Origin of the sequence: Methanobrevibacter thaueri (genome assembly GCF_015062905.1) — an archaeon.
Classification (GTDB): Archaea; Methanobacteriota; Methanobacteria; order Methanobacteriales; family Methanobacteriaceae; genus Methanocatella; species Methanocatella thaueri_A.
The window spans coordinates 16,678-35,111 of record NZ_SUTK01000009.1 but is presented as its reverse complement, the minus strand read 5'-3'; the positions used below and the strand labels follow the sequence as shown (position 1 = coordinate 35,111).

The 18,434-nt window shown below is 37.3% G+C and carries 19 protein-coding genes; 11 read left to right on the top strand and 8 right to left on the bottom strand.

Features of this window, described 5'->3' with window-relative positions; all coding sequences use genetic code 11:
• Positions 1-79 precede the first annotated feature (79 nt).
• Genes E7Z79_RS03255 through E7Z79_RS03245 form a run of 3 tightly spaced genes read left to right on the top strand, consistent with a single transcriptional unit; the run spans position 80 to position 2,779 of the window.
• Complete coding sequence (locus tag E7Z79_RS03255; RefSeq protein WP_303738551.1) at positions 80-865, top strand: ADP-ribosylglycohydrolase family protein; 786 nt, start codon at positions 80-82, stop codon at positions 863-865.
• 51 nt (positions 866-916) lie between these two features.
• Complete coding sequence (locus E7Z79_RS03250) at positions 917-2,551, top strand: Ig-like domain repeat protein (protein ID WP_303738550.1); 1,635 nt, start codon at positions 917-919, stop codon at positions 2,549-2,551.
• 48 nt (positions 2,552-2,599) lie between these two features.
• Positions 2,600-2,779 carry a MarR family transcriptional regulator gene (locus E7Z79_RS03245; protein WP_303738549.1) on the top strand — a complete coding sequence of 60 codons (180 nt, stop codon included), beginning with the start codon at positions 2,600-2,602 and terminating at the stop codon, positions 2,777-2,779.
• 618 nt (positions 2,780-3,397) lie between these two features.
• Here the strand turns inward: E7Z79_RS03245 and E7Z79_RS03240 are convergent.
• Complete coding sequence (locus tag E7Z79_RS03240; protein ID WP_303738548.1) at positions 3,398-4,189, bottom strand: TrmB family transcriptional regulator; 792 nt, start codon at positions 4,187-4,189, stop codon at positions 3,398-3,400.
• A gap of 120 nt (positions 4,190-4,309) precedes the next feature.
• Between E7Z79_RS03240 and hcp the strand changes: the two genes are divergently transcribed.
• Both hcp and E7Z79_RS03230 read left to right on the top strand, forming a co-directional pair.
• A complete protein-coding gene (gene hcp / locus E7Z79_RS03235) occupies positions 4,310-5,617 on the top strand; it encodes a hydroxylamine reductase (RefSeq protein ID WP_303738547.1) in 1,308 nt (435 codons plus the stop codon).
• Between the two features lie 3 nt (positions 5,618-5,620).
• Complete coding sequence (locus tag E7Z79_RS03230; protein WP_303738546.1) at positions 5,621-5,950, top strand: cupin domain-containing protein; 330 nt, start codon at positions 5,621-5,623, stop codon at positions 5,948-5,950.
• A 36-nt stretch (positions 5,951-5,986) separates the two neighbouring features.
• Here the strand turns inward: E7Z79_RS03230 and E7Z79_RS03225 are convergent, their stop codons facing one another.
• From E7Z79_RS03225 to E7Z79_RS03215, 3 genes are read right to left on the bottom strand one after another with little or no spacing between them, the layout of a single operon-like run.
• Positions 5,987-6,529 (bottom strand): GNAT family N-acetyltransferase, encoded by a 543-nt coding sequence (locus tag E7Z79_RS03225; protein ID WP_303738545.1) that lies wholly within the window; start codon positions 6,527-6,529, stop codon positions 5,987-5,989.
• A gap of 1 nt (position 6,530) precedes the next feature.
• Entirely contained in the window at positions 6,531-7,343 is an 813-nt protein-coding gene (locus E7Z79_RS03220; RefSeq protein WP_303738544.1) for a class I SAM-dependent methyltransferase, read from the bottom strand.
• A complete protein-coding gene (locus E7Z79_RS03215) occupies positions 7,340-8,347 on the bottom strand; it encodes an aldo/keto reductase (protein ID WP_303738543.1) in 1,008 nt (335 codons plus the stop codon). The genes E7Z79_RS03220 and E7Z79_RS03215 overlap by 4 nt, the downstream gene beginning before the upstream one ends.
• A gap of 98 nt (positions 8,348-8,445) precedes the next feature.
• Here E7Z79_RS03215 and E7Z79_RS03210 point away from each other — a divergent pair, with 98 nt between their 5' ends.
• Both E7Z79_RS03210 and E7Z79_RS03205 read left to right on the top strand, forming a co-directional pair.
• The gene (locus E7Z79_RS03210) at positions 8,446-10,116 is read left to right on the top strand and encodes a glutamate--tRNA ligase (RefSeq protein ID WP_303738542.1); all 1,671 of its coding nucleotides are present in this window, start codon (positions 8,446-8,448) and stop codon (positions 10,114-10,116) included.
• A 9-nt stretch (positions 10,117-10,125) separates the two neighbouring features.
• On the top strand, positions 10,126-10,590 hold the full coding sequence (locus E7Z79_RS03205) for a hypothetical protein (RefSeq protein WP_303738541.1): 465 nt from the start codon (positions 10,126-10,128) through the stop codon (positions 10,588-10,590).
• 103 nt (positions 10,591-10,693) lie between these two features.
• On the opposite strand, the gene E7Z79_RS03200 is transcribed toward E7Z79_RS03205, so the two are convergent.
• The gene (locus E7Z79_RS03200) at positions 10,694-12,112 is read right to left on the bottom strand and encodes a hypothetical protein (RefSeq protein WP_303738540.1); all 1,419 of its coding nucleotides are present in this window, start codon (positions 12,110-12,112) and stop codon (positions 10,694-10,696) included.
• Between the two features lie 292 nt (positions 12,113-12,404).
• Here E7Z79_RS03200 and E7Z79_RS03195 point away from each other — a divergent pair, with 292 nt between their 5' ends.
• Genes E7Z79_RS03195 through E7Z79_RS03180 form a run of 4 tightly spaced genes read left to right on the top strand, consistent with a single transcriptional unit; the run spans position 12,405 to position 15,533 of the window.
• The gene (locus E7Z79_RS03195; protein WP_303738539.1) at positions 12,405-13,640 is read left to right on the top strand and encodes an LL-diaminopimelate aminotransferase; all 1,236 of its coding nucleotides are present in this window, start codon (positions 12,405-12,407) and stop codon (positions 13,638-13,640) included.
• Positions 13,641-13,649: 9 nt separating this feature from the next.
• Positions 13,650-14,342, top strand: coding sequence for a DUF6882 domain-containing protein (locus E7Z79_RS03190; RefSeq protein ID WP_303738538.1), 693 nt, complete (start codon positions 13,650-13,652; stop codon positions 14,340-14,342).
• 4 nt (positions 14,343-14,346) lie between these two features.
• The gene (locus tag E7Z79_RS03185) at positions 14,347-14,943 is read left to right on the top strand and encodes a hypothetical protein (RefSeq protein WP_303738537.1); all 597 of its coding nucleotides are present in this window, start codon (positions 14,347-14,349) and stop codon (positions 14,941-14,943) included.
• Positions 14,940-15,533, top strand: a complete 594-nt coding sequence (locus E7Z79_RS03180; protein WP_303738536.1) for a hypothetical protein — start codon at positions 14,940-14,942, stop codon at positions 15,531-15,533. The genes E7Z79_RS03185 and E7Z79_RS03180 overlap by 4 nt, the downstream gene beginning before the upstream one ends.
• A 103-nt stretch (positions 15,534-15,636) precedes the next feature.
• On the opposite strand, the gene E7Z79_RS03175 is transcribed toward E7Z79_RS03180, so the two are convergent.
• The 3 genes from E7Z79_RS03175 to E7Z79_RS03165 are packed head-to-tail and all read right to left on the bottom strand — an operon-like array spanning position 15,637 to position 18,417.
• Entirely contained in the window at positions 15,637-16,254 is a 618-nt protein-coding gene (locus E7Z79_RS03175; protein WP_303738535.1) for a hypothetical protein, read from the bottom strand.
• Positions 16,251-17,996 (bottom strand): glycosyltransferase, encoded by a 1,746-nt coding sequence (locus tag E7Z79_RS03170; RefSeq protein ID WP_303738534.1) that lies wholly within the window; start codon positions 17,994-17,996, stop codon positions 16,251-16,253. Before E7Z79_RS03170 ends, E7Z79_RS03175 begins: the two co-directional genes overlap by 4 nt.
• A gap of 10 nt (positions 17,997-18,006) precedes the next feature.
• On the bottom strand, positions 18,007-18,417 hold the full coding sequence (locus E7Z79_RS03165; protein WP_303738533.1) for a response regulator: 411 nt from the start codon (positions 18,415-18,417) through the stop codon (positions 18,007-18,009).
• Between the last annotated feature and the right edge of the window lie 17 nt (positions 18,418-18,434).

The window sequence follows — 18,434 nt, the reverse complement described above, 5'->3', positions numbered from 1 at the left end:
AAAATCAGTTTACAGGATTGAGACAATTTTTCCATATGATATCAGTATCTTATTAATGTATTAAAACAAATGTATATTCATGAAAGGAATAATTGGTGCAATTAGCGGTGATGTGATAGGATCCGTTTTTGAGAATCGACCTATCAAAACAAAAGAGTTTGATTTGTTCAGCTATTATTCTCAATTTACGGATGATACAGTAATGACACTGGCTATTGCAAAATGGTTGTGTGAAGACAAGACTTCAAAGGATGCCCTGATTAGAAATCTCAAATATTTCGGGAACATGTATCCTAATGCAGGCTATGGGCGCAATTTTTATTACTGGCTTAAACAGGAATCACCAGAACCTTACGGAAGTTGGGCAAACGGCTCTGCAATGAGGGTTTCACCCTGTGCATGGGTGGCTGACTCTCTGGAGGAAGCTCAGGAATTGGCTAAAACCTCATCCATCGTCACCCACAATCATCCTGACGGGGTGATAGGTGCCCTTGCAACATCAGATGCAATCTATCTTGCAAGAACCGGTGCGGGCAAGGATGAAATCAGGGAACATGTTGAATCAGAATATGGCTATAACTTGTCTTTATCGCTGGATGAGATTCGACCAAGCTATAAATTCGAGATATCCTGCAAGAAAAGTGTGCCGGAGTCCATAATCTGCTTTTTGGAGGCGGATGATTTCGAGGACACCATCAGGAATGCCGTTTCCCTTGGAGGTGATGCGGATACCCAGGCGGCAATTGCGGGAAGCATCGCATCTGCATATTGGGACGTGCCTGATGATATCTATGATGAGACGGTAGAATGCTTGGATCATTTCCTTTTAGGCGTTTTAATGGATTTTGAAGAGAGATTCATCTGAGCAAATATTTAAGTATCCATATAAATAAAAGTTTTAATTGGATGTGAATATATGAGAAATAAAGCAATATTCTGTTTTATTATTCTTTTGACATTGTTTCTGTCTGTTTCTGTAATATCTGCAAGTGAAAACAACACTTGTGATAATTTAAATTCTGTTGATGGAGATGCAATCGAAGTTCCTTCAGCAGATGCAGATTTGGATGAACTGTCCTTATCAGACGGTAATTTGAATGAAGTTTCTTCAGCGGATGAAGATTTTGATAAAGTATTGTCCTCGGATGCTAATTTGAATGAAGTTTCTTCAGCGGATGATGCTGTGATTGCCAGTGATGATGCCAAATCATCAACAGTAATTTCAGCCAAGGATAAAACATCCTATGTTGACTATAAGGACAAATTCACTGTTCAGTTGACTTCCGGAGGAAAGGCTTTAGCAAACAAGCCTGTTACAATAACTCTAAACAATGTTAAGTATAATAAGGTCACAGATTCAAATGGACAAGCAACAATAAATTTCAAACTGAAAACAGGAAAATACAAGGTTAAATATTCATTTGCGGGCGATGATGAGTTCACAGCCTCAAGTGGAGCTTCAAAAATTAACGTAAAGTCAAACTTAAAGACATCAATAAAACTCATTGACAGAAGTAAAAAGGTTCACTGTGAAGGGGTAAAATCAGTTTTCCGCATCAAACTTAAAGATGTGCATGGAAAACCTGTTTCAGGCAAAAAAGTTAAGATTAAAATAAAAAGCAAGGTCTACAAGGCCAAAACCAATAAAAAAGGTGTTGCCAAATTTTATGTAAATCTTAAGAAGGGAAGCAATAAGGTTCAATACTATTTCCTTAAGAATGGAAAGTATCTGAAATCAGCAGGAAAACGTTATATTGACGTCAAATATAAACTTGACCCTGGAGACGGTTATTGGGTCAACCAATGGGACATGAAAAACGTTAACCTCAAAAAGCTTTCAAATCTTGGAACAAAACACATATTCCTGCTCCACACAGCTTTTGAGTTGCATGGAAAAACTGCAGTTTTAAACTGGATTAAGGAAGCGCATAAATATGGAATAAAAGTTCACATGTGGATATGCGCATTCTATAATGGAGGATACGTTCTTCCTTGTAAAGGTGATGGAGGCATCAACTACAACCAGATTAATAAAGTAATCAAGAAGTCAAAATACTATGCTGGTCTCAAGGAAATCGATGGGATCCATTATGATTATACAAGATTCCCTGGAAATGCTTATAAGTACAAAAACGGAGTCAAAGCCGTCAACTACTTTATAGAACAGGCAAGCAAAGCCGTTAGGGAAGTAAGGCCGGGAATTATAGTCACAGCAGCAATCATGCCTGAGCCAAATGACATGAAATATTATTATGGTCAGGATGTCGCTACAATGTCCAGGCATGTTGATGCGCTCGTTCCAATGGTTTACAAAGGAAATTATGAGGCAGGGGTTAACTGGATTAAAAAGACAACCCATGCATTTGTAGAGAAATCCAAAGGCGCTCAGGTTTGGGCAGGACTTCAAAGCTACAGGTCAGATTCAGATATCAGCAAATTGTCCTACGGTGAACTGTTCAAGGATGCACAATATGCCAAAAGTGGCGGAGCGACAGGAATCATCATGTTCAGATGGGGATTGTCAGCTTTGTTGGACTTTAATAAGTTATAGGGTTTTCAACTCTATTCTTTTTAATTTTTTTTAAAAATAGGTGATAATATGGATGACAGAGAAAAAGTTATAGAAGCATTCAGAAGTTCTGACGAACCGTTGAATGCTAAAAAAGTCAGTGAAATATCTGGCGTAGACAAAAAGGAAGTAGACAAAATCATGAAGGACTTGAAAAAGGATGAAACCATAGTTTCTCCTAAAAGATGTTATTGGACTCTTGCGGACTGATAACATATTTTCTTTTTTTTTAAATCTAAATATATACTATTTTTTACATCAAACTATTTTTTCAATATGCCTGTAAAAATTAGTTTTCATTCCATTATTGCTTTATACCTTTGTGAATTGTTATTTATTGGGTTTCATTTGTCATGATAATTGATTTTAATATTTTTTTGTATGGGTATTTGTAATTCAGTGTACTTTCAGTTTTTTTTGGGGCATTTATTTTTGTATTTTTTTGATATGTATCACTTTTACAATGGAAAATTTGTAGTTTCATTTGTATTTCACGGGTGTTTATTTAATGTTTCTTGTTGTTTTTTAAACGTTTTTTAGTTGATTTTTGTGGGCGATATTACTTTTCAAATGCTCTCCGGGTATCTTTATATAATAATGGAGCATAAATTGTACTATTATGTGAAGATGGGTTAATAGTGTGGTGTTTTATGTTATGGTGGATGTTAAAAAGGGAATGAAGGTAAAAAATACACTGTTAAAACAAACAGTAAAGGCAAAGCCACCTTTAAAATCAAAAACCTAAAGAAAAAAGGTAAATTCAAATCCACAATAACCTTTAAAGGTAACGCATACTACAATAAAGTGACCAAAAAGTTAAAATAACTGTTAAGTAACTTGCTTTGGCTTGTTACTTCTTTTTTTTATTTTTTTAAGCTGATTTTCAAACCTTTCATCATAGTTTCTTGCAACATCCTCGTATTTGTTCCAGATTCCGATTGCAGTTTCGGGAATGACGTTACGTTTGTCTTCACTGAACTTGGTATATGTGTGCATCATCTCCTTTGAATCTGAAATCAGAACTTTAACAAATGGTATGTCCGCCTTTTGGATATTGATGTTGTGGTCCTTAAACATTTTGATGATATTTACCTCTTCATTGTTGATGTAGCATGTTGGTGAAGCCAGTATATTCACTTTTAAGCTTTGTCTTTTTTCAAATGCATTTATCAATGCCTCTCCTTCACCCTCAAAGAGAAATCCTATTCTCATGTTGATCGTATTTTTGGCCCTTTTAATGATTTCGATTTCCTGGTTGATGATTTTTTCGACACCGTATATTCTCCATATCGGAGCCTGAACCTGGCTCATTCCGTTTTCATAGATGTTTGTCAGTCTGCTTATGCTGTCATCGATTTTAGAGTTCAGCCTTTCCTTTTCACGGTTCAGGACTTCGACCGGCGATTTGACAATGTAGGTCAGTGGCCTTCCGTCCTCGACTTCAATGAAATCCTTTTCGTTCAGCTTCTTCAACACATCATATATTTTACTTCGAGGAATGCCTGAGCTTTTTGATACTTCATCGGCTGTCCCTTGAATTAATGAAGTGAGCGTTACATATGCTTGAGCCTCATACATTGTCAATCCAATTCCCTTAAGTGTAGCTATATTCTCGTCCATGTTTATTGTTATTTAGTTAATAATATATAAATTTGTTACTTTTAACCCTTAAAAAGTGACAAAATCTTTATATATGCTTCAGAGGTAAACTATAATTAACAATAAAATGAGGTAATTATTATGTCTGACGGATTAGATATGTTTTGTTATCAATGTTCCCAAACCGCTAAGGGAACAGGATGTACAGTAAGCGGAGTTTGTGGAAAAAAACCAACTGTAGCAAGACTGCAGGATAATTTGATTTTCACCATGAAAGGAATCAGTGCATACAACTACAATGCAAACGTCTTAGGAAAAAACGACCCTGAAATCGATGCATTCTTGACCAAAGGTTTATACACTACCTTAACAAATGTCAACTTCGATGTGGAAGATCTTGTTGCATTAGCATTGGAAGCAGGTAAAGTCAGCGTGGACGTAATGAGACTGCTCAAGGACGCTCACATTGAAGCTTACGGCGAACCTGTACCAACTGAAGTGAAAGTCGGAGCACAGGAAGGACCTGCAATCATCGTAACCGGTCACGACTTGAAAGCTCTTGAAGAACTTTTAAAACAGGTTGAAGGAACAGACATCAAGGTCTACACCCACTCTGAAATGCTGCCTGCTCACGGATATCCTGGACTCAACAAATACGAAAACCTTGCAGGACAATTAGGTGGAGCATGGCACGACCAAAGAACAGTCTTCAAGAAATACAATGCAGCAATTGTCGGAACCAGTAACTGTGTATTGCCTGCACTTGACTCATACAAGGAAAGAATGTTCACCATGGATGTTGCAAAGCTCGAAGGCGTAAAAACCGTTGAGGATTATGACTTCTCAGAAGTAATTGAATGCGCAAAATCTCTCGGATCTTTAGAAGCTGAAGAACTGACCACAATCACAACCGGTTGGAGTGCAGGAGCTATTGTAGAACATGCTGACAAAATCAAAGAATTGGTATTGGACGGCAAAATCTCCAGATTCTTTGTTGTCGGCGGTTGTGACAAGGCTGCTAAACACAACGACTACTACAGGGAATTCGTACAAAACCTTCCGGAAGACACAGTTATATTAACTTTAGCATGCGGAAAATACAAATTCAACGACCTTGACTTAGGTGACATCGAAGGAATCCCAAGACTTCTCGATGTAGGTCAATGTAATGATACTATTGTAGCGGTTGATGTTGCTGTTGCATTATGTGAACTCTTTGACATGGAACTTAATGAATTGCCGTTAACAATTGTCCTTTCCTGGATGGAACAAAAAGCTGCTGCAGTGCTCTGGGCATTGTTATACTTAGGAAAAACCGACATGTGGATTGGACCTGTACTTCCTGCATGGGCAAATGAAGACATATTGAATGTCCTTGTTGGAAATTACAACCTGACTCCAACAACCGGCGATGCAATAGCTGACATCAAGACAATCATGGGGGAATAGGCAATGAGTGAGGATATTAAGGCTAAAGCTTTGGATATCCAAACATTGGTTGAGTATCAGGACGATACTGTAGTCAGCCGTGAAGTAATCAAAAAGGAGCTTGGAACAGTCACATTCTTCGCCTTTGATCAGGACCAGGGACTGTCAGAACACTCCGCTCCTTTCGATGCGATGGTTCAAATCATTGACGGTGAAGCTGAAATTACAATTTCCGGTGTCAAAAACACTGTAAAAAAAGGTGAAATCATTATCATGCCGGCAAATGAGCCGCATGCACTTCAGGCTGTAAACAGTCCATACAAAATGATTTTAACAATGATAAAATCCGATTAAAATCATATAAAAATATTATTCGCCTATAACGATGAGTTATAGGTGATTTTTCTTGTTTTTTGTTATATATTCGTATAAATGAAACTTTTCAAGTCCGACAGCCTTGTGAAACATTTCAACAGTATCCACATATTCAAATCCGAACTTTTCAAATACTTTTTGGGCACCAACATTTCCATCGATAATGTCGATTCTGATTGTTTTCTGATTATTTTTTAGGGCATTATTTCTTATTTGATTGAATATTTCTTTTCCAATGCCTTTTCCGGCAAAATCGGAGCTTACCGCAAAAGTGTGGATTATGATAGTTTCCTGTGAGGTTGCATTGATGGTCCATTCAATATTTTCATATTCCGGATCAAAGAGGTTATTCAAGACAACGCAGGATATTATGTTGTCTTCTTCTGTGCAGACATACAATTCCTCCTTTTCAACACAGCCTTCAATGAATTCCAGATTAGGATAATCCCTATTCCATTTTGGATTGAATTCAGTGCCTCTGGTTGAATCGATAACCTTTTGGTAGAATTCTAATATCTTTTCTGCTTCTTCAGCTTTTGCTTTTCTTAGATTGACCATATTATTTTTTCCACCAGAACATTATCCAGTCTGCCTTGTCTTTTTTGTTATAATATTTTTTTGTTTCGCTGTCATATGTAAGGATTCTTTCCAGATAATCTTTTAACAGCTCTTTTTCTTCATTAGTGTATAATTCAAGTCTGAACTTGCCGTTGTCCATCGCCTCTTCGATGCTGTCATATTCACGATAATTATTCAGGTCAAATCTCTCGACGTTAGGGTATATTTCGAGATTATACAATATGTTAAAGAAGTAATTGTAGTCTGGAAAATCTTCAGTTTTCCTGCCAAGCTCCTTTTCAAAATCCTTTTCGATTTTCTTGTTTTCAGGTCCGAAAACGGTTATGAAAACAAATTTGTTGGCAATCTTATTCAATTCCAATAGTACTTTATCGATTGGAATGATGCCGTTCAATGATCTGGAGCAGACCACGACGTCAACATCCCTTATCTCTTCATATGTTATGTCTTCAATCGGTTTCAGGATGGTTTCAATATTGTTGATGTCATTATCTTCAGCCCTTTTTTCCAGATATTCCAGCATTTTTGGTGATGAGTCAAGCCCTATTACCTTTTTCACCCTTTTGGCTATCGGTATGGTGACTGACCCTTCTCCGCATCCGACATCAAGCACGGTATCGTTTTCATCCAAGACAAGCATGTCAAAAAGCGCATGTTGATAGTCGTCTTTTCGGGTTCTTTTGTAAAATCCAGGTGCGGCCTTGTCCCAGTCTTTATTGACCTTTCCTTCCAGGCGCTCAGTCCAGAATCCCAGCCAGTCAACGTCATTAGGGTTTTCAATGCTTTGCCTCATATTATTGTCCGTCCTTCTAAAACATTCATGTAGTCTTCGTAGTTTTCCTTTAATAGCTCAGGAATGTCCAATTCATATGGGCATTTGTCAACACAGGAATAGCATTCTGTACAGTCAAGGGTCTTTTTCATTATTTCCTGGGTTTTCTCATCCATGTTAGGCTCTGTCGGGAAACGCCTAATCCAAAGTGACATTCTTCCGCATAGGCTTATGTTGATTTCTTCAGGGCATGGCATGCAGTATCCGCAGCCTCTGCAGAAGTTCACTCCGAGTTCCTTTTTGTCTTTTTCAATGTCCTTTTTGAGTTCATCATTGAGAATGGTGTTCTCGTCATATGACAGGAACTCGTTAAGCTCCTCGAGCTTTTGGATTCCCCAGATAGGCAATACATTGTCAAATTGGTTAATGTAAGCGTAACTTGCTTTTGAATTCTTAATCAATCCGCCTCCCATTGCCTTCATTGCAATGAAACCTATATCTGATTGTCTGCATTTTTCAACCAGTTCAAGCTCTTCGGCTCCGCTTAGATATGAAAATGGATATTGCAATGTTTCATACAGTCCGCTGTCAATCGCTTCATGTGCATGGGTTATTTTATGGGTTGTTATTCCGATGTGGTTGACTAAACCTTGATTTTTGGCTTCCAGCATTGCTTGGTATAATTCATCCTCTTTTTTCGGACAGAATGAGATGTTATGAAATTGATAAAGGTCAAGATAGTCAGTTTTCAGTTCCTTAAGTGAGGTTTCAAGATCCTTCCAGAACTCTTCAGGTGTTTCCATTCCGGTTTTGGTTGCAAGATAGATGTCTTCCCGAACATTTTTAAATGCCTTTCCGAGCTTCTCTTCACTGTCTGTATAGAAACGTGCGGTGTCGTAAAAGTCAATGCCGTTTTCATATGCGGTCTTCAATATTTCAATTGAATCTCTTTCATTTCTTCTCTGGATTGGAAGTGCTCCGAATCCATTTTTATTTACCTCAAGGTTAGTTTTTCCAAGCCTCATTTTAGTATGCCCCTATCTTTCTTAATGTTTATATATCTTCAATTAGATAAATAATATTACTTATTTTTTTAATTGAATTATTAAATTGTGATGATTAAATGAATGATTTAGAAGAGATTATCTATAAGCATGCCTTGCTCAATGCGGCCAAGCATAAGGGATCTGCAAATCCTGGTGCCGTAATGGGTTCAATCATGTCAAACGAACCTGAACTTAGAAGCAGGGCAAAAGAAATTGGTCCGATGTCCGGTAAAATTGTAGCGAAAGTAAACGCTTTGTCTCCTGAAGAGCAAGCAAGCGAAATGGAAAAATTGGGTGTTGAAGTAGAAACCAAAAAACCTAAGGCAAAGGAAACCGGCTTGCAGGAGCTTCCTGGAACTCATGAAAATGTTGTTTTGAGATTTGCCCCTAACCCTAGTGGGCCGTTACATATCGGGCACTCCCGTGCTGCGGTTCCAAACGCTGAATATGTAAAAAGGCACAACGGTAAGCTAATATTAAGGATTGAGGATACCGACCCGAAAAGGGTCTATGAGCCAGCTTATGAAATGATTCCTGAGGATTTGGAATGGCTGGGAGTCAAGGCCGATGAAATAATCTATCAGTCTGACAGGTTTGAGATTTATTATGACATTGCCCGCCAATTGATTGAAAAGGGCGCTGCCTACATGTGTACCTGTGACGGCGCAACATTCAAGGAGCTTAAGGACAGCTGCAAACCTTGTCCATGCAGGGACAACTCTGTTGAAGAGAATCTAGAGTTATGGGAAAAATTCGACACAATGAATGCAGGTGAGGCTGTATTGAGGGTCAAAACCGATATCAATCATAAAAACCCTGCAATCCGTGACTGGGTTGCAATGAGATTGGAGGACGCCGAACATCCTCGTCTGGGCACCAAATACAGAATCTATCCTATGATGAACTTTTCCGTATCCGTGGATGACCATCTGATGGGACTCACTCATGTGCTCAGGGGAAAGGACCACCTGGCAAACACTGAAAAGCAAAAGTATCTCTATGACCATATGGGCTGGGATGTGCCTGAATACATACATTACGGCAGATTGAAAATGGAGGACATTGCTCTCAGTACCTCAAAGGCCAAGGAAGGCATTGAGGACGGCACCTACAGCGGATGGGATGACCCAAGACTCGGTACCTTAAGGGCAATTGCAAGAAGGGGAATCCAGGCCAAAACCATTTACGACCTTATCATTGAAATCGGTGTTAAGATGGCCGATTCCGCAATCAGCTGGAAAAAGATCTACGGTCAGAACCGTAACTTTTTGGAACCTATTGCAAACAGGTACTTCTTCTGTGAAAATCCTCAAAAAGTAACAGTTGAAGGCTACAGTGATGGAAAAGTTGACATTGAAAGGCCATTGCATGCAGACCACATGGACAGAGGAAATAGGGTCTTGCCTTTCGACGGCGAGGTTTATCTTGCAGAGTCTGACATCAGTGATGGAATATTCAGGCTTATGGATGCCGTCAATGTTGAAATCGCAGGTGATGATATTAAATATCATTCAACTTCCTTTGAAGATGCAAGGGCAGTTAAGGCCAGAATCATCCAATGGGTTCCGGTTGAAGACAATGTTAATGTCAAAATAGTCATGGATGATGCATCAACCAAAACAGGTCTTGGAGAAGGAGCACTTAAAGACCTTGAAGTCGGAGACATCGTGCAGTTTGAAAGGGTAGGATTTGCAAGGCTTGATGAAATCGCCGATGACGAATTGATATTCTACTTTGCACACAAGTAGGTGACCTGCATGACAATGTTCACAAACGGATTTTCAACTCTCACAATGCCAGAGGATTTTGAAAAGATTCCTCCCAAGGATGAGTTTACGGAATTGTATCTCGTAAATACCAAGATTCCAATGTCCATCAAGTTTTTGACAACACCGACATTGTCAGGACTTCCAGAAATAATGGACGGTATTGAAAAGAATTTGGAAGGTAACGACAGGATTGATCTTGTCACTTCCGATTTCATTCTTATCAATGACAATCTTTATTATATGGTCGTTTCCTCATTTTCCGACGGTGAGAATCAGGTTCGCAGGAATGAGTTTATGTATGTGGAGGATGACAATCTATATGTTTTTGAATTCACATATCCTTATGCCGACAGAGAATTGGATGACTTCTATTTGAATATTATCCGTTCCCTGAAAATCAGCGTTCCGAAATACATCGTTGAGGATGGAAGTTACAGGATTAATCATCAGTGATTAATCTCTTTTTTTATATTTTAATAGTATTATCTAAAAACAGAATTAGTGTAGTTTTAGGTGATGTGGCATTAAAAAAAGAAAGGGTCGTAAAAAGATATAGTTAGTATATCTTTTTAACTTCGCTTGTTTTGATTTTAATATTTTTACCTCTGTACCTAACTGAGATGTCGTCACCGTTTATTGCATAAACTTGGCTGGAATAGGTCTCGCCGTCATGGTTGTAGATGATTTCGTCTCCTTTTTTAAGTACAACTTCATTGTTATTTATAGTGATTTTCACGTTGTCCCTTGCAGGTTTGCTTTTGATTTCACCCACTTTAGGTTGAACCGGTTCAGGTGAATTCTGAGCCATTTTAAAGACACGTTTGGTGTTTTCCTGTCTTAATTTCTGGTCGTGGTAATCCTCATAGGTACCGTCATCAATGTCCATGTATGTCTCGTTAATGATCGGTTCGTATTCATCGTATTCATTCACGTTTCTTATGAATTCGTTTTGAAGGCTTTCATCTTTTGGTATTGGGATTTCTTCAGGTTCGGAATTCAATTTGTCTTTAACCTCTTGGAATAGTTTTGAACTTGTAATTTTATTTTTGACCTTGTCCAAATCTTTTCTGTAATCAAGATCCATTGTGTCTTCTTCAGCTGCTGATTCAAATGAGGTTTCACCAACTTTGTTTGGTGTTTTTAAAGCAGGTTCACTTATTTCTTCCTGTTTTAACAGTGTGTCTGTAATGTTGTCATCTTCAGAAATGCTTTCAATTTCTTCTTCGCTTTCTTGTGCGGCAGTGGTTATTGCTTCATCAATGTCCTTTTGTGATTCGACAGATGCAGGTTCCTCTTCAGGAGCATCATCGCTGTCCTCAATTATATCACTGATTTTCTCTTCCTTGTCTTCAGCGATAATTTCCTCAATTAAAGGTTCCTTTGTTCTGTTTTTGATGCTTTCTTTGATTTCTTTCAATTCTTCATCTTCTTCATCATTTCTAATTGTTTGAGATTCTTTTTCTCTTTCACTGTCTTTTCTTTTAGATTCTTTGATTAATTCATCAATTGTAAATAAATCTTTCAGTTCGCTGGTTTCTTTATTATTTTGAGTCATAATATCCATCTGGCTTTGTTTAATTGGTTCTTGAAATTTTTCAACGTTATCATTATAATTAATAAGCACTTGATTCTGAGATTCGTATTCATAAGTTTTTACATTGTCTGTTTCGACTTCCGGAACAATGTAAGCTTCATCATTGACTTTCGGCTCAGTAATTCCGCTAAATAAGTTTCGGCTTTTTTTAGGAATATTTGGGGATAAACTACGAGGAGTATTTTTTGAAGAATTACTTTTTCGAGCATTGTTTTTATTTCTACCAATGTTTAACGCTTCATTTAAATTTATACCTTTTGGTAGTATTGATCCTTCGTCATGCTCTAATTCATCGCCTCTATAGTGTAGTTTAACGACTATGATAGCTATTGCGGCGATTATTGCAATAGTTATCCAAATTAAAATAGTTATTATATTCATTTTTTCCCAACCCTTATTTAGTATGTATATATTTATGTTATTTTCATCAATTTAAATATTTTCATAATGATGATTTTTCGATAGGAATCCATATTTTCAAAAGAATGCATAGTTTATCTTACATGTGTTGTTTTTAGGCATGTGATTTGAACCATTTTCTGATTTAATCGGCACTTTAAACACAATTCTTCTGAAATTGATTTTTCACATGGGGATTAACTTTTTCTAATCATTCATTTTATATATTTCAAAAGTCAAATATAAATTAGATTAATATTTTTGAGGATTAATCATGGTTGTTAAAATTAATGAAAACTATCTTAAATTAAAAAGCAGCTACCTTTTTGTTGAAGTGGCTAGAAGAGAACAAGAATTTATAAAGAATAATCCCGATGCAGACGTAATCAAGATGGGTATCGGAGATGTTACAAAACCATTGGTACCTGCTGTCGTTGAAGCATTTAGGAATGCTGTAGATGAAATGGCTGACGGCGAAACATTCATGGGATATGGTCCGGAACAAGGTTACGGATTTTTGGCTGAAGCCATCATTAAGAATGATTATGAAAAATATGGCATTTCACTGGATACCTCAGAAGTGTTCATTAGCGATGGAGCTAAATGTGATACAGGTAATATTCAGGAAATCTTTGGAATCGACAATAAGATTGCAGTAACCGATCCTGTATACACTGTTTATGTTGACACCAATGTAATGGCCGGAAGAACCGGTGAAATGGGTGATGACGGCATGTATGAAGGTTTGACATACCTTAAGGCAAATGCTGAAAACGGATTTGTTCCGGAATTGCCTGCAGAACCTGTTGATATCATCTATTTATGTTTCCCAAACAATCCTACAGGTACAACATTAACTAAAGATCAGTTAAAGGTATTTGTCGATTATGCAAAAGAAAACAAAGCAATCATTCTATTTGATTCCGCTTACGAAGCATTCATCAGTGAAGATGATGTGCCTCACAGTATCTATGAGATTGAAGGTGCAAAAGATGTTGCTATTGAATTCAGAAGCTTCTCAAAGACTGCAGGTTTCACAGGAACCCGTTGTGCATACACAGTTGTTCCTAAGGAATTGAAAGGATACACTGCAGATGGAGAGGAAGTTGAAATCAATCCATTATGGAACAGAAGGCAAACCACCAAGTTCAATGGTGCATCCTATCCTGTCCAAAGGGCAGCTGAAGCGACTTACTCTGAAGAAGGTCAAAAACAGATTAGGGAAGTCATTGACTATTATATGGAAAATGCCAAAATCATTCGCCAAAGCTTGTCTGACATAGGCCTTGAAGTCTATGGTGGTGTAAGTTCTCCATATATTTGGGTAAAAACTCCAAACAACATGGATTCATGGGATTTCTTTGACATATTGTTAAATGAGGCAAATGTTATCGGAACTCCTGGTTCAGGATTTGGTCCAAGTGGTGAAGGCTATTTGAGGCTCACCGCATTCAATACATTGGAGAACACTATTGAAGCAATGGACAGAATTTCAAAATTAGAATTTTAGGTGTTATAATTGAAAATAATAGAAAAACCTGTTACAATTGAAGAAGGTGACTCATTTAAGGTACTATTATCTAAATATGGTGCTCTGGCTCTTGACAAACAAGAAAACCTATCAGAATTAATTGGAGATGGGGCTGGAGATTTGGATATTGAAAAAGGTGAGCTCAAATTTGATGACATAATATTCCCGGTTCAAATTCTCGGATTTTTCATGCAGGACTCCAGACAGTGGTCATGGGCATGGGACAATGAGGACATATTCGGTGAAAATCTGATTAAATCCGCTTTACAAATCAAGGCTATTGGAGAGGAATTTGGAATTCCTGAATTCACCACTCCTTTATTGAACGCAACCTATGACGATTGCCATACCTTGGCAATGACTACAAGTTCCATTCTCGCCATGGATGCATATTATGCAGTTTCAGAAGACGGTTTGGATATTTTTGTAGGCATCAAATCAGACTTGATTAAGGAAAACGATTCCGCAAAAAAATTCAGGGATACCTTTTACACTTTCCAAAAGAATTTCAATATCTATCCGAAAATCGCTTTCGAATCATACACCAAACTTAAAGGATATGGATTCAAGCCTCATGACGACTTTGCACTTGCAAAAATCGGTGAAGCGAGAGTGATGGCCGGATATACCGAAAGAGGAAATATCACTCGTCTCTTGATATTTGGTGACGATGAAAGGTGAGACCATGGATTCTGATTTGGCAGAGGAAATTGAATATATGAAGGATTTGCTTTCTAAATCAGGATTCTTTAGTGTTGGTGAAATCATTGAGATATTGGAAGACCAGTTTATTGATGAGGAAATTGATTTTTCCAACTGCAATATCTCCCTGAGTGATTCCGCCAATGAAAACTTTTCAAAACTGGAAAATGCATTTGCAAGGCTTTCACAAGAGGGCATTGTTGCTGTTCACAATTGCGGTTATGACATCAAGGAGGGTGTGGCCGATGCATTTGAACTGCAGGTTCACCTGTTAAATAACAAGTTTGCGCCTATCGGCTTTTGCTTTTACACCTTTGAGGATGTTGAATACAGCGTTTTCGATGGTTATTTAAGGATTACCTTTGGAGACTATGAAAACGATGAGGCTAGTGCATTGGAAATTGGTAAAACCGTTTCTAAATATTTGAAGGAGGAAGGTTTCACTATTGATTGGGATGAGACTGTTAACAACCAAATTGAGATTAATCCTTTTATATGGGATAAGTCATATGATGATGAAAAGGAATATGAAATTGAAGGGGCATACGGTGTTTTTGTTAAAAATCAGGTGTTAGAATGAATACAAGATCTTTAAAATTAATTCGGGATGTAATAATTAATTCAGGTAAATGGACTGCAATAGAAATATCTCAGGATTCAATATATGTTGGATTTAAGAATGTGGAGCTTGGAAATCCCAAATCAAATGAAGAAATGTCTTTAACTGTTCGTTTTGCCGAAGATTCATTTTTCTCTGTTTTTTATAATAACATTTGGGATGTTGATTTTTTATCAAACTATGATTATAAAAACCATTTGCTTAGTGAAGATGTTGATTTTGACGTTAAGGAAATCAAGTTCATCGACTTCGAATATTTGAATACATATTTCTACAACTATAAAAGCGAAAAATCAATTTCCTGTGTTGAAGACTTCAACATTCACAATATTCGCAATGACTTTTTCCTGCTGGTCGAAACAAAGAACTTGGCCTTTGTTGCCGGCGGAAATCAGATGGATTTCTTCACTCCTTTTGAAAGACTTGACGATGCGTCACTACGCGAACTTTCCAATGAGTGGATGCTTTATTTCTTAAATTATCATTTGAAAAGAAACATTATAAAGGATCCTATGTGCGAAAATCATCCGTTGATGTATACTAAAAAATAATTCTGCATGTTTTTAACAATATCTATTAAAAATATTAATTTGATAGATATTTTAAATAACTTTTTTTTTACTAGCTATTAAAATTATCCATCATTATTTTAATCTAAGACCTGCCTGTAACAATTCCATATATGTGGTTCGCAGTTGAGATGAAAGCGTTGAAGTTGTTGTTATGGAGGTTGTCCATGTCCTCTCCAATACACTCATCGATTTCCTTTACGAATGTGGCATTGTTATAGTCTTGGCTTGTAAAGTAATGGACCTGTATTGCATAGTTGGTGTCTTCTTTTGAGAATACATAGTTGACTCCGACATGATTCCAGACGTTGTAGTTATTTCTTGAAGGATTAGAAAAATACTGTTTAGATACAGAAATTCCATCAAGTGTAACATTTTCATTCTTTAGAACATTGTATTGTCCGTTTTCCATTTCCCTGAATTTGGCTTCAGATATGGAAGTGATATGGTCCTCTGGCCAGTCATCCCAGTGATCAATATAAATGTATCCATTTGTTATCGCATTGGGAGTTTTGGACATGTTGTTTGAGGTCGGTTCATTAGTCGTATTCCATAATTGGGGAACTTTAGTTGCGCTATGTCCAAATTCTATTGTCTGGTCATGGGTTCCACTTAAAACGTCATTAATCTCATTAACGTATGATGCAAAGAAAATAATGAGGATTATCACTAACAGTCCAATCAATTTTTCTTGATTCCTCATTTTTTACCTCCTTTATGTACAGTTTTAGACCATCTGCGTTCTTTTCTGCTTATCATTGACTGCATTGTTAGGAAAAACAATGGAATTAAATGGAAACAGTAAATGTAATATTTCACAATGTCTTTAATGAGTTCCTGGATGGAAGGCTTGTCCCTTGACAGGGCGATAATTATTCCAGGGAAAAATGCAACGACTGATAAAAATCCGACAAGGAATGGGGCTTCCATTCTGATTATTGTTGCTCCATGGAACATGAACCAGGATATTGCATTGATGATTGTGACTATAAATCCGAAAAAGATTAACAAGTTAAAGCTGTAAAAGGAAATGTGTTCAAGAATATTGAATTTCTTTAAAATAGGAATATTTCCCTTTATGATTTGATGAAAGTAAATGAACAATGTTTCGAAGTTGCCGATTGCCCATCTTATCCTTTGTCTGAAGAATGCTCTCCAATCTTCCACGGCTTCCTGATAGACGGCACATTCGCCGCAATAGCGTATCTTTCCGCCTTGAAGTATGATTTTTATTGCAAGGTTCAAATCTTCGGTAACCGCAAATCCGTCCCATCTTCCACAATTGATGATGGCATCCTTTTTAACGAATTGGCCGTTTCCGCCTAAAAATCCGGTACTTGCCATATTGTCCTTGGCGATAAGGGTATTTCCAAAGCTTGCAAATTCAAGATGCTGCATACGGGCCAGATAGTTCTCGTCACGATTGAACATTTTTACCCTTGACTGCACTCCGTCAATATCTCCATTTAGATATTGAACAATGGTCATCAGAAAATCAGTTTTAATCTGGGTGTCCGCATCAAAAACGCCAATTACTTCTCCTCTTGATAATGTTAGAGCATCATTTAAAACAAAACCTTTTCCTTTTCCAGATCTTGGGGGATGTCTTGAAACAATCTTTATCTGAGGCAATTCCTTTTTTAAATTGGCCAATATTTCGCCTGTGCTGTCGGTTGACCCATCATTAATAACGATGACTTCATAGTTTGGTTCGCCATTTTTCATATATTCGCTTTGGCAAACGCTTCTAACGGTTGCTTCAATGGTGTTTTCCTCATTGTGTGCAGGTATGAAAATGCTTATGAATGGAAGGTCTTCCTCTTTGTAGGGGGTGATAGGCTTCATCTTTTTAAGGCTGATTAGTGAATTGAGCAGCATTGTCAGTGACGGAATTAAGAGCACCCATTGAAGCCAGGTCGCATTTCTACTTAGAATGGCTGTTAGAATTAGTGCAATACACAATATCAAAAGAAAACTTGAATCTGACTTTTCAATAACAAGTTCAGTGCTTTTCTCTTTAATTTTTGCCTGAGCAGTTTTAACATTGATTATATTCTGTTCATGCTTCTTTAGGGCAACTGCCATGGACCTTTGAACTTCTCCGTCTTCCAATGGCTTGAGCAGAAATCCGTATGGGTTGTTTGTCAGCAGCTTATCGATTGTCTCATCAAAAAGCGCTCCAATAACAAGTAGAATCGGAACATTAAAAATTTCCAAATCTCCTGCAAGCTCTTCTAAATCAATATTCTCTATGTCGGTGTCTAAGAAAATGAGGTTTGGCGATATTTTATCAAGCTTATCAAAAATATCCTCCTTTGCAAATGCACTGCCTGCAAATTCATACCCATAATCTTCAACAAATTCCTTCAATAAAGCTAATGATTCCTCATCAGAGCTAATAGCAAAAATTTTAGGTTTTCCACTAATTAATTCTAATTCAGTCATTTAAATCCGTTTATTTGGTAAAACCGCTTGCGTCATTTAATTTTTTTTCTTCTAATCGGGCTCTGTTGATTGTTATTTTGAGGGTTTTGTCCAATTTGTTAATGTCATATGGTTTTGAAACAAATCCGTATGAGCCTTTAATGTTTGATTTTTCAAAGGTGGCGGCATCTGTGTTTGCGGTTAAGTATATGATTGGAATGTGCCATTCGGAAATTACTTCTGCCGCTTCAATACCTTCCATATCTCCTTTTAATTTAATATCCATTAAAACGACGTCAGGAGTTTTTTCTGCAGCTGTATCAATTGCAGCCTGTCCGGTATCAACGGTATCAACTATTTCATAACCCAACTCTTCTAGACTGTATTTCAAATCTAATGCGGTAATAGCCTCGTCTTCCACAATTAATATTCTCTCATTCATATTATCCTTCCATTAGT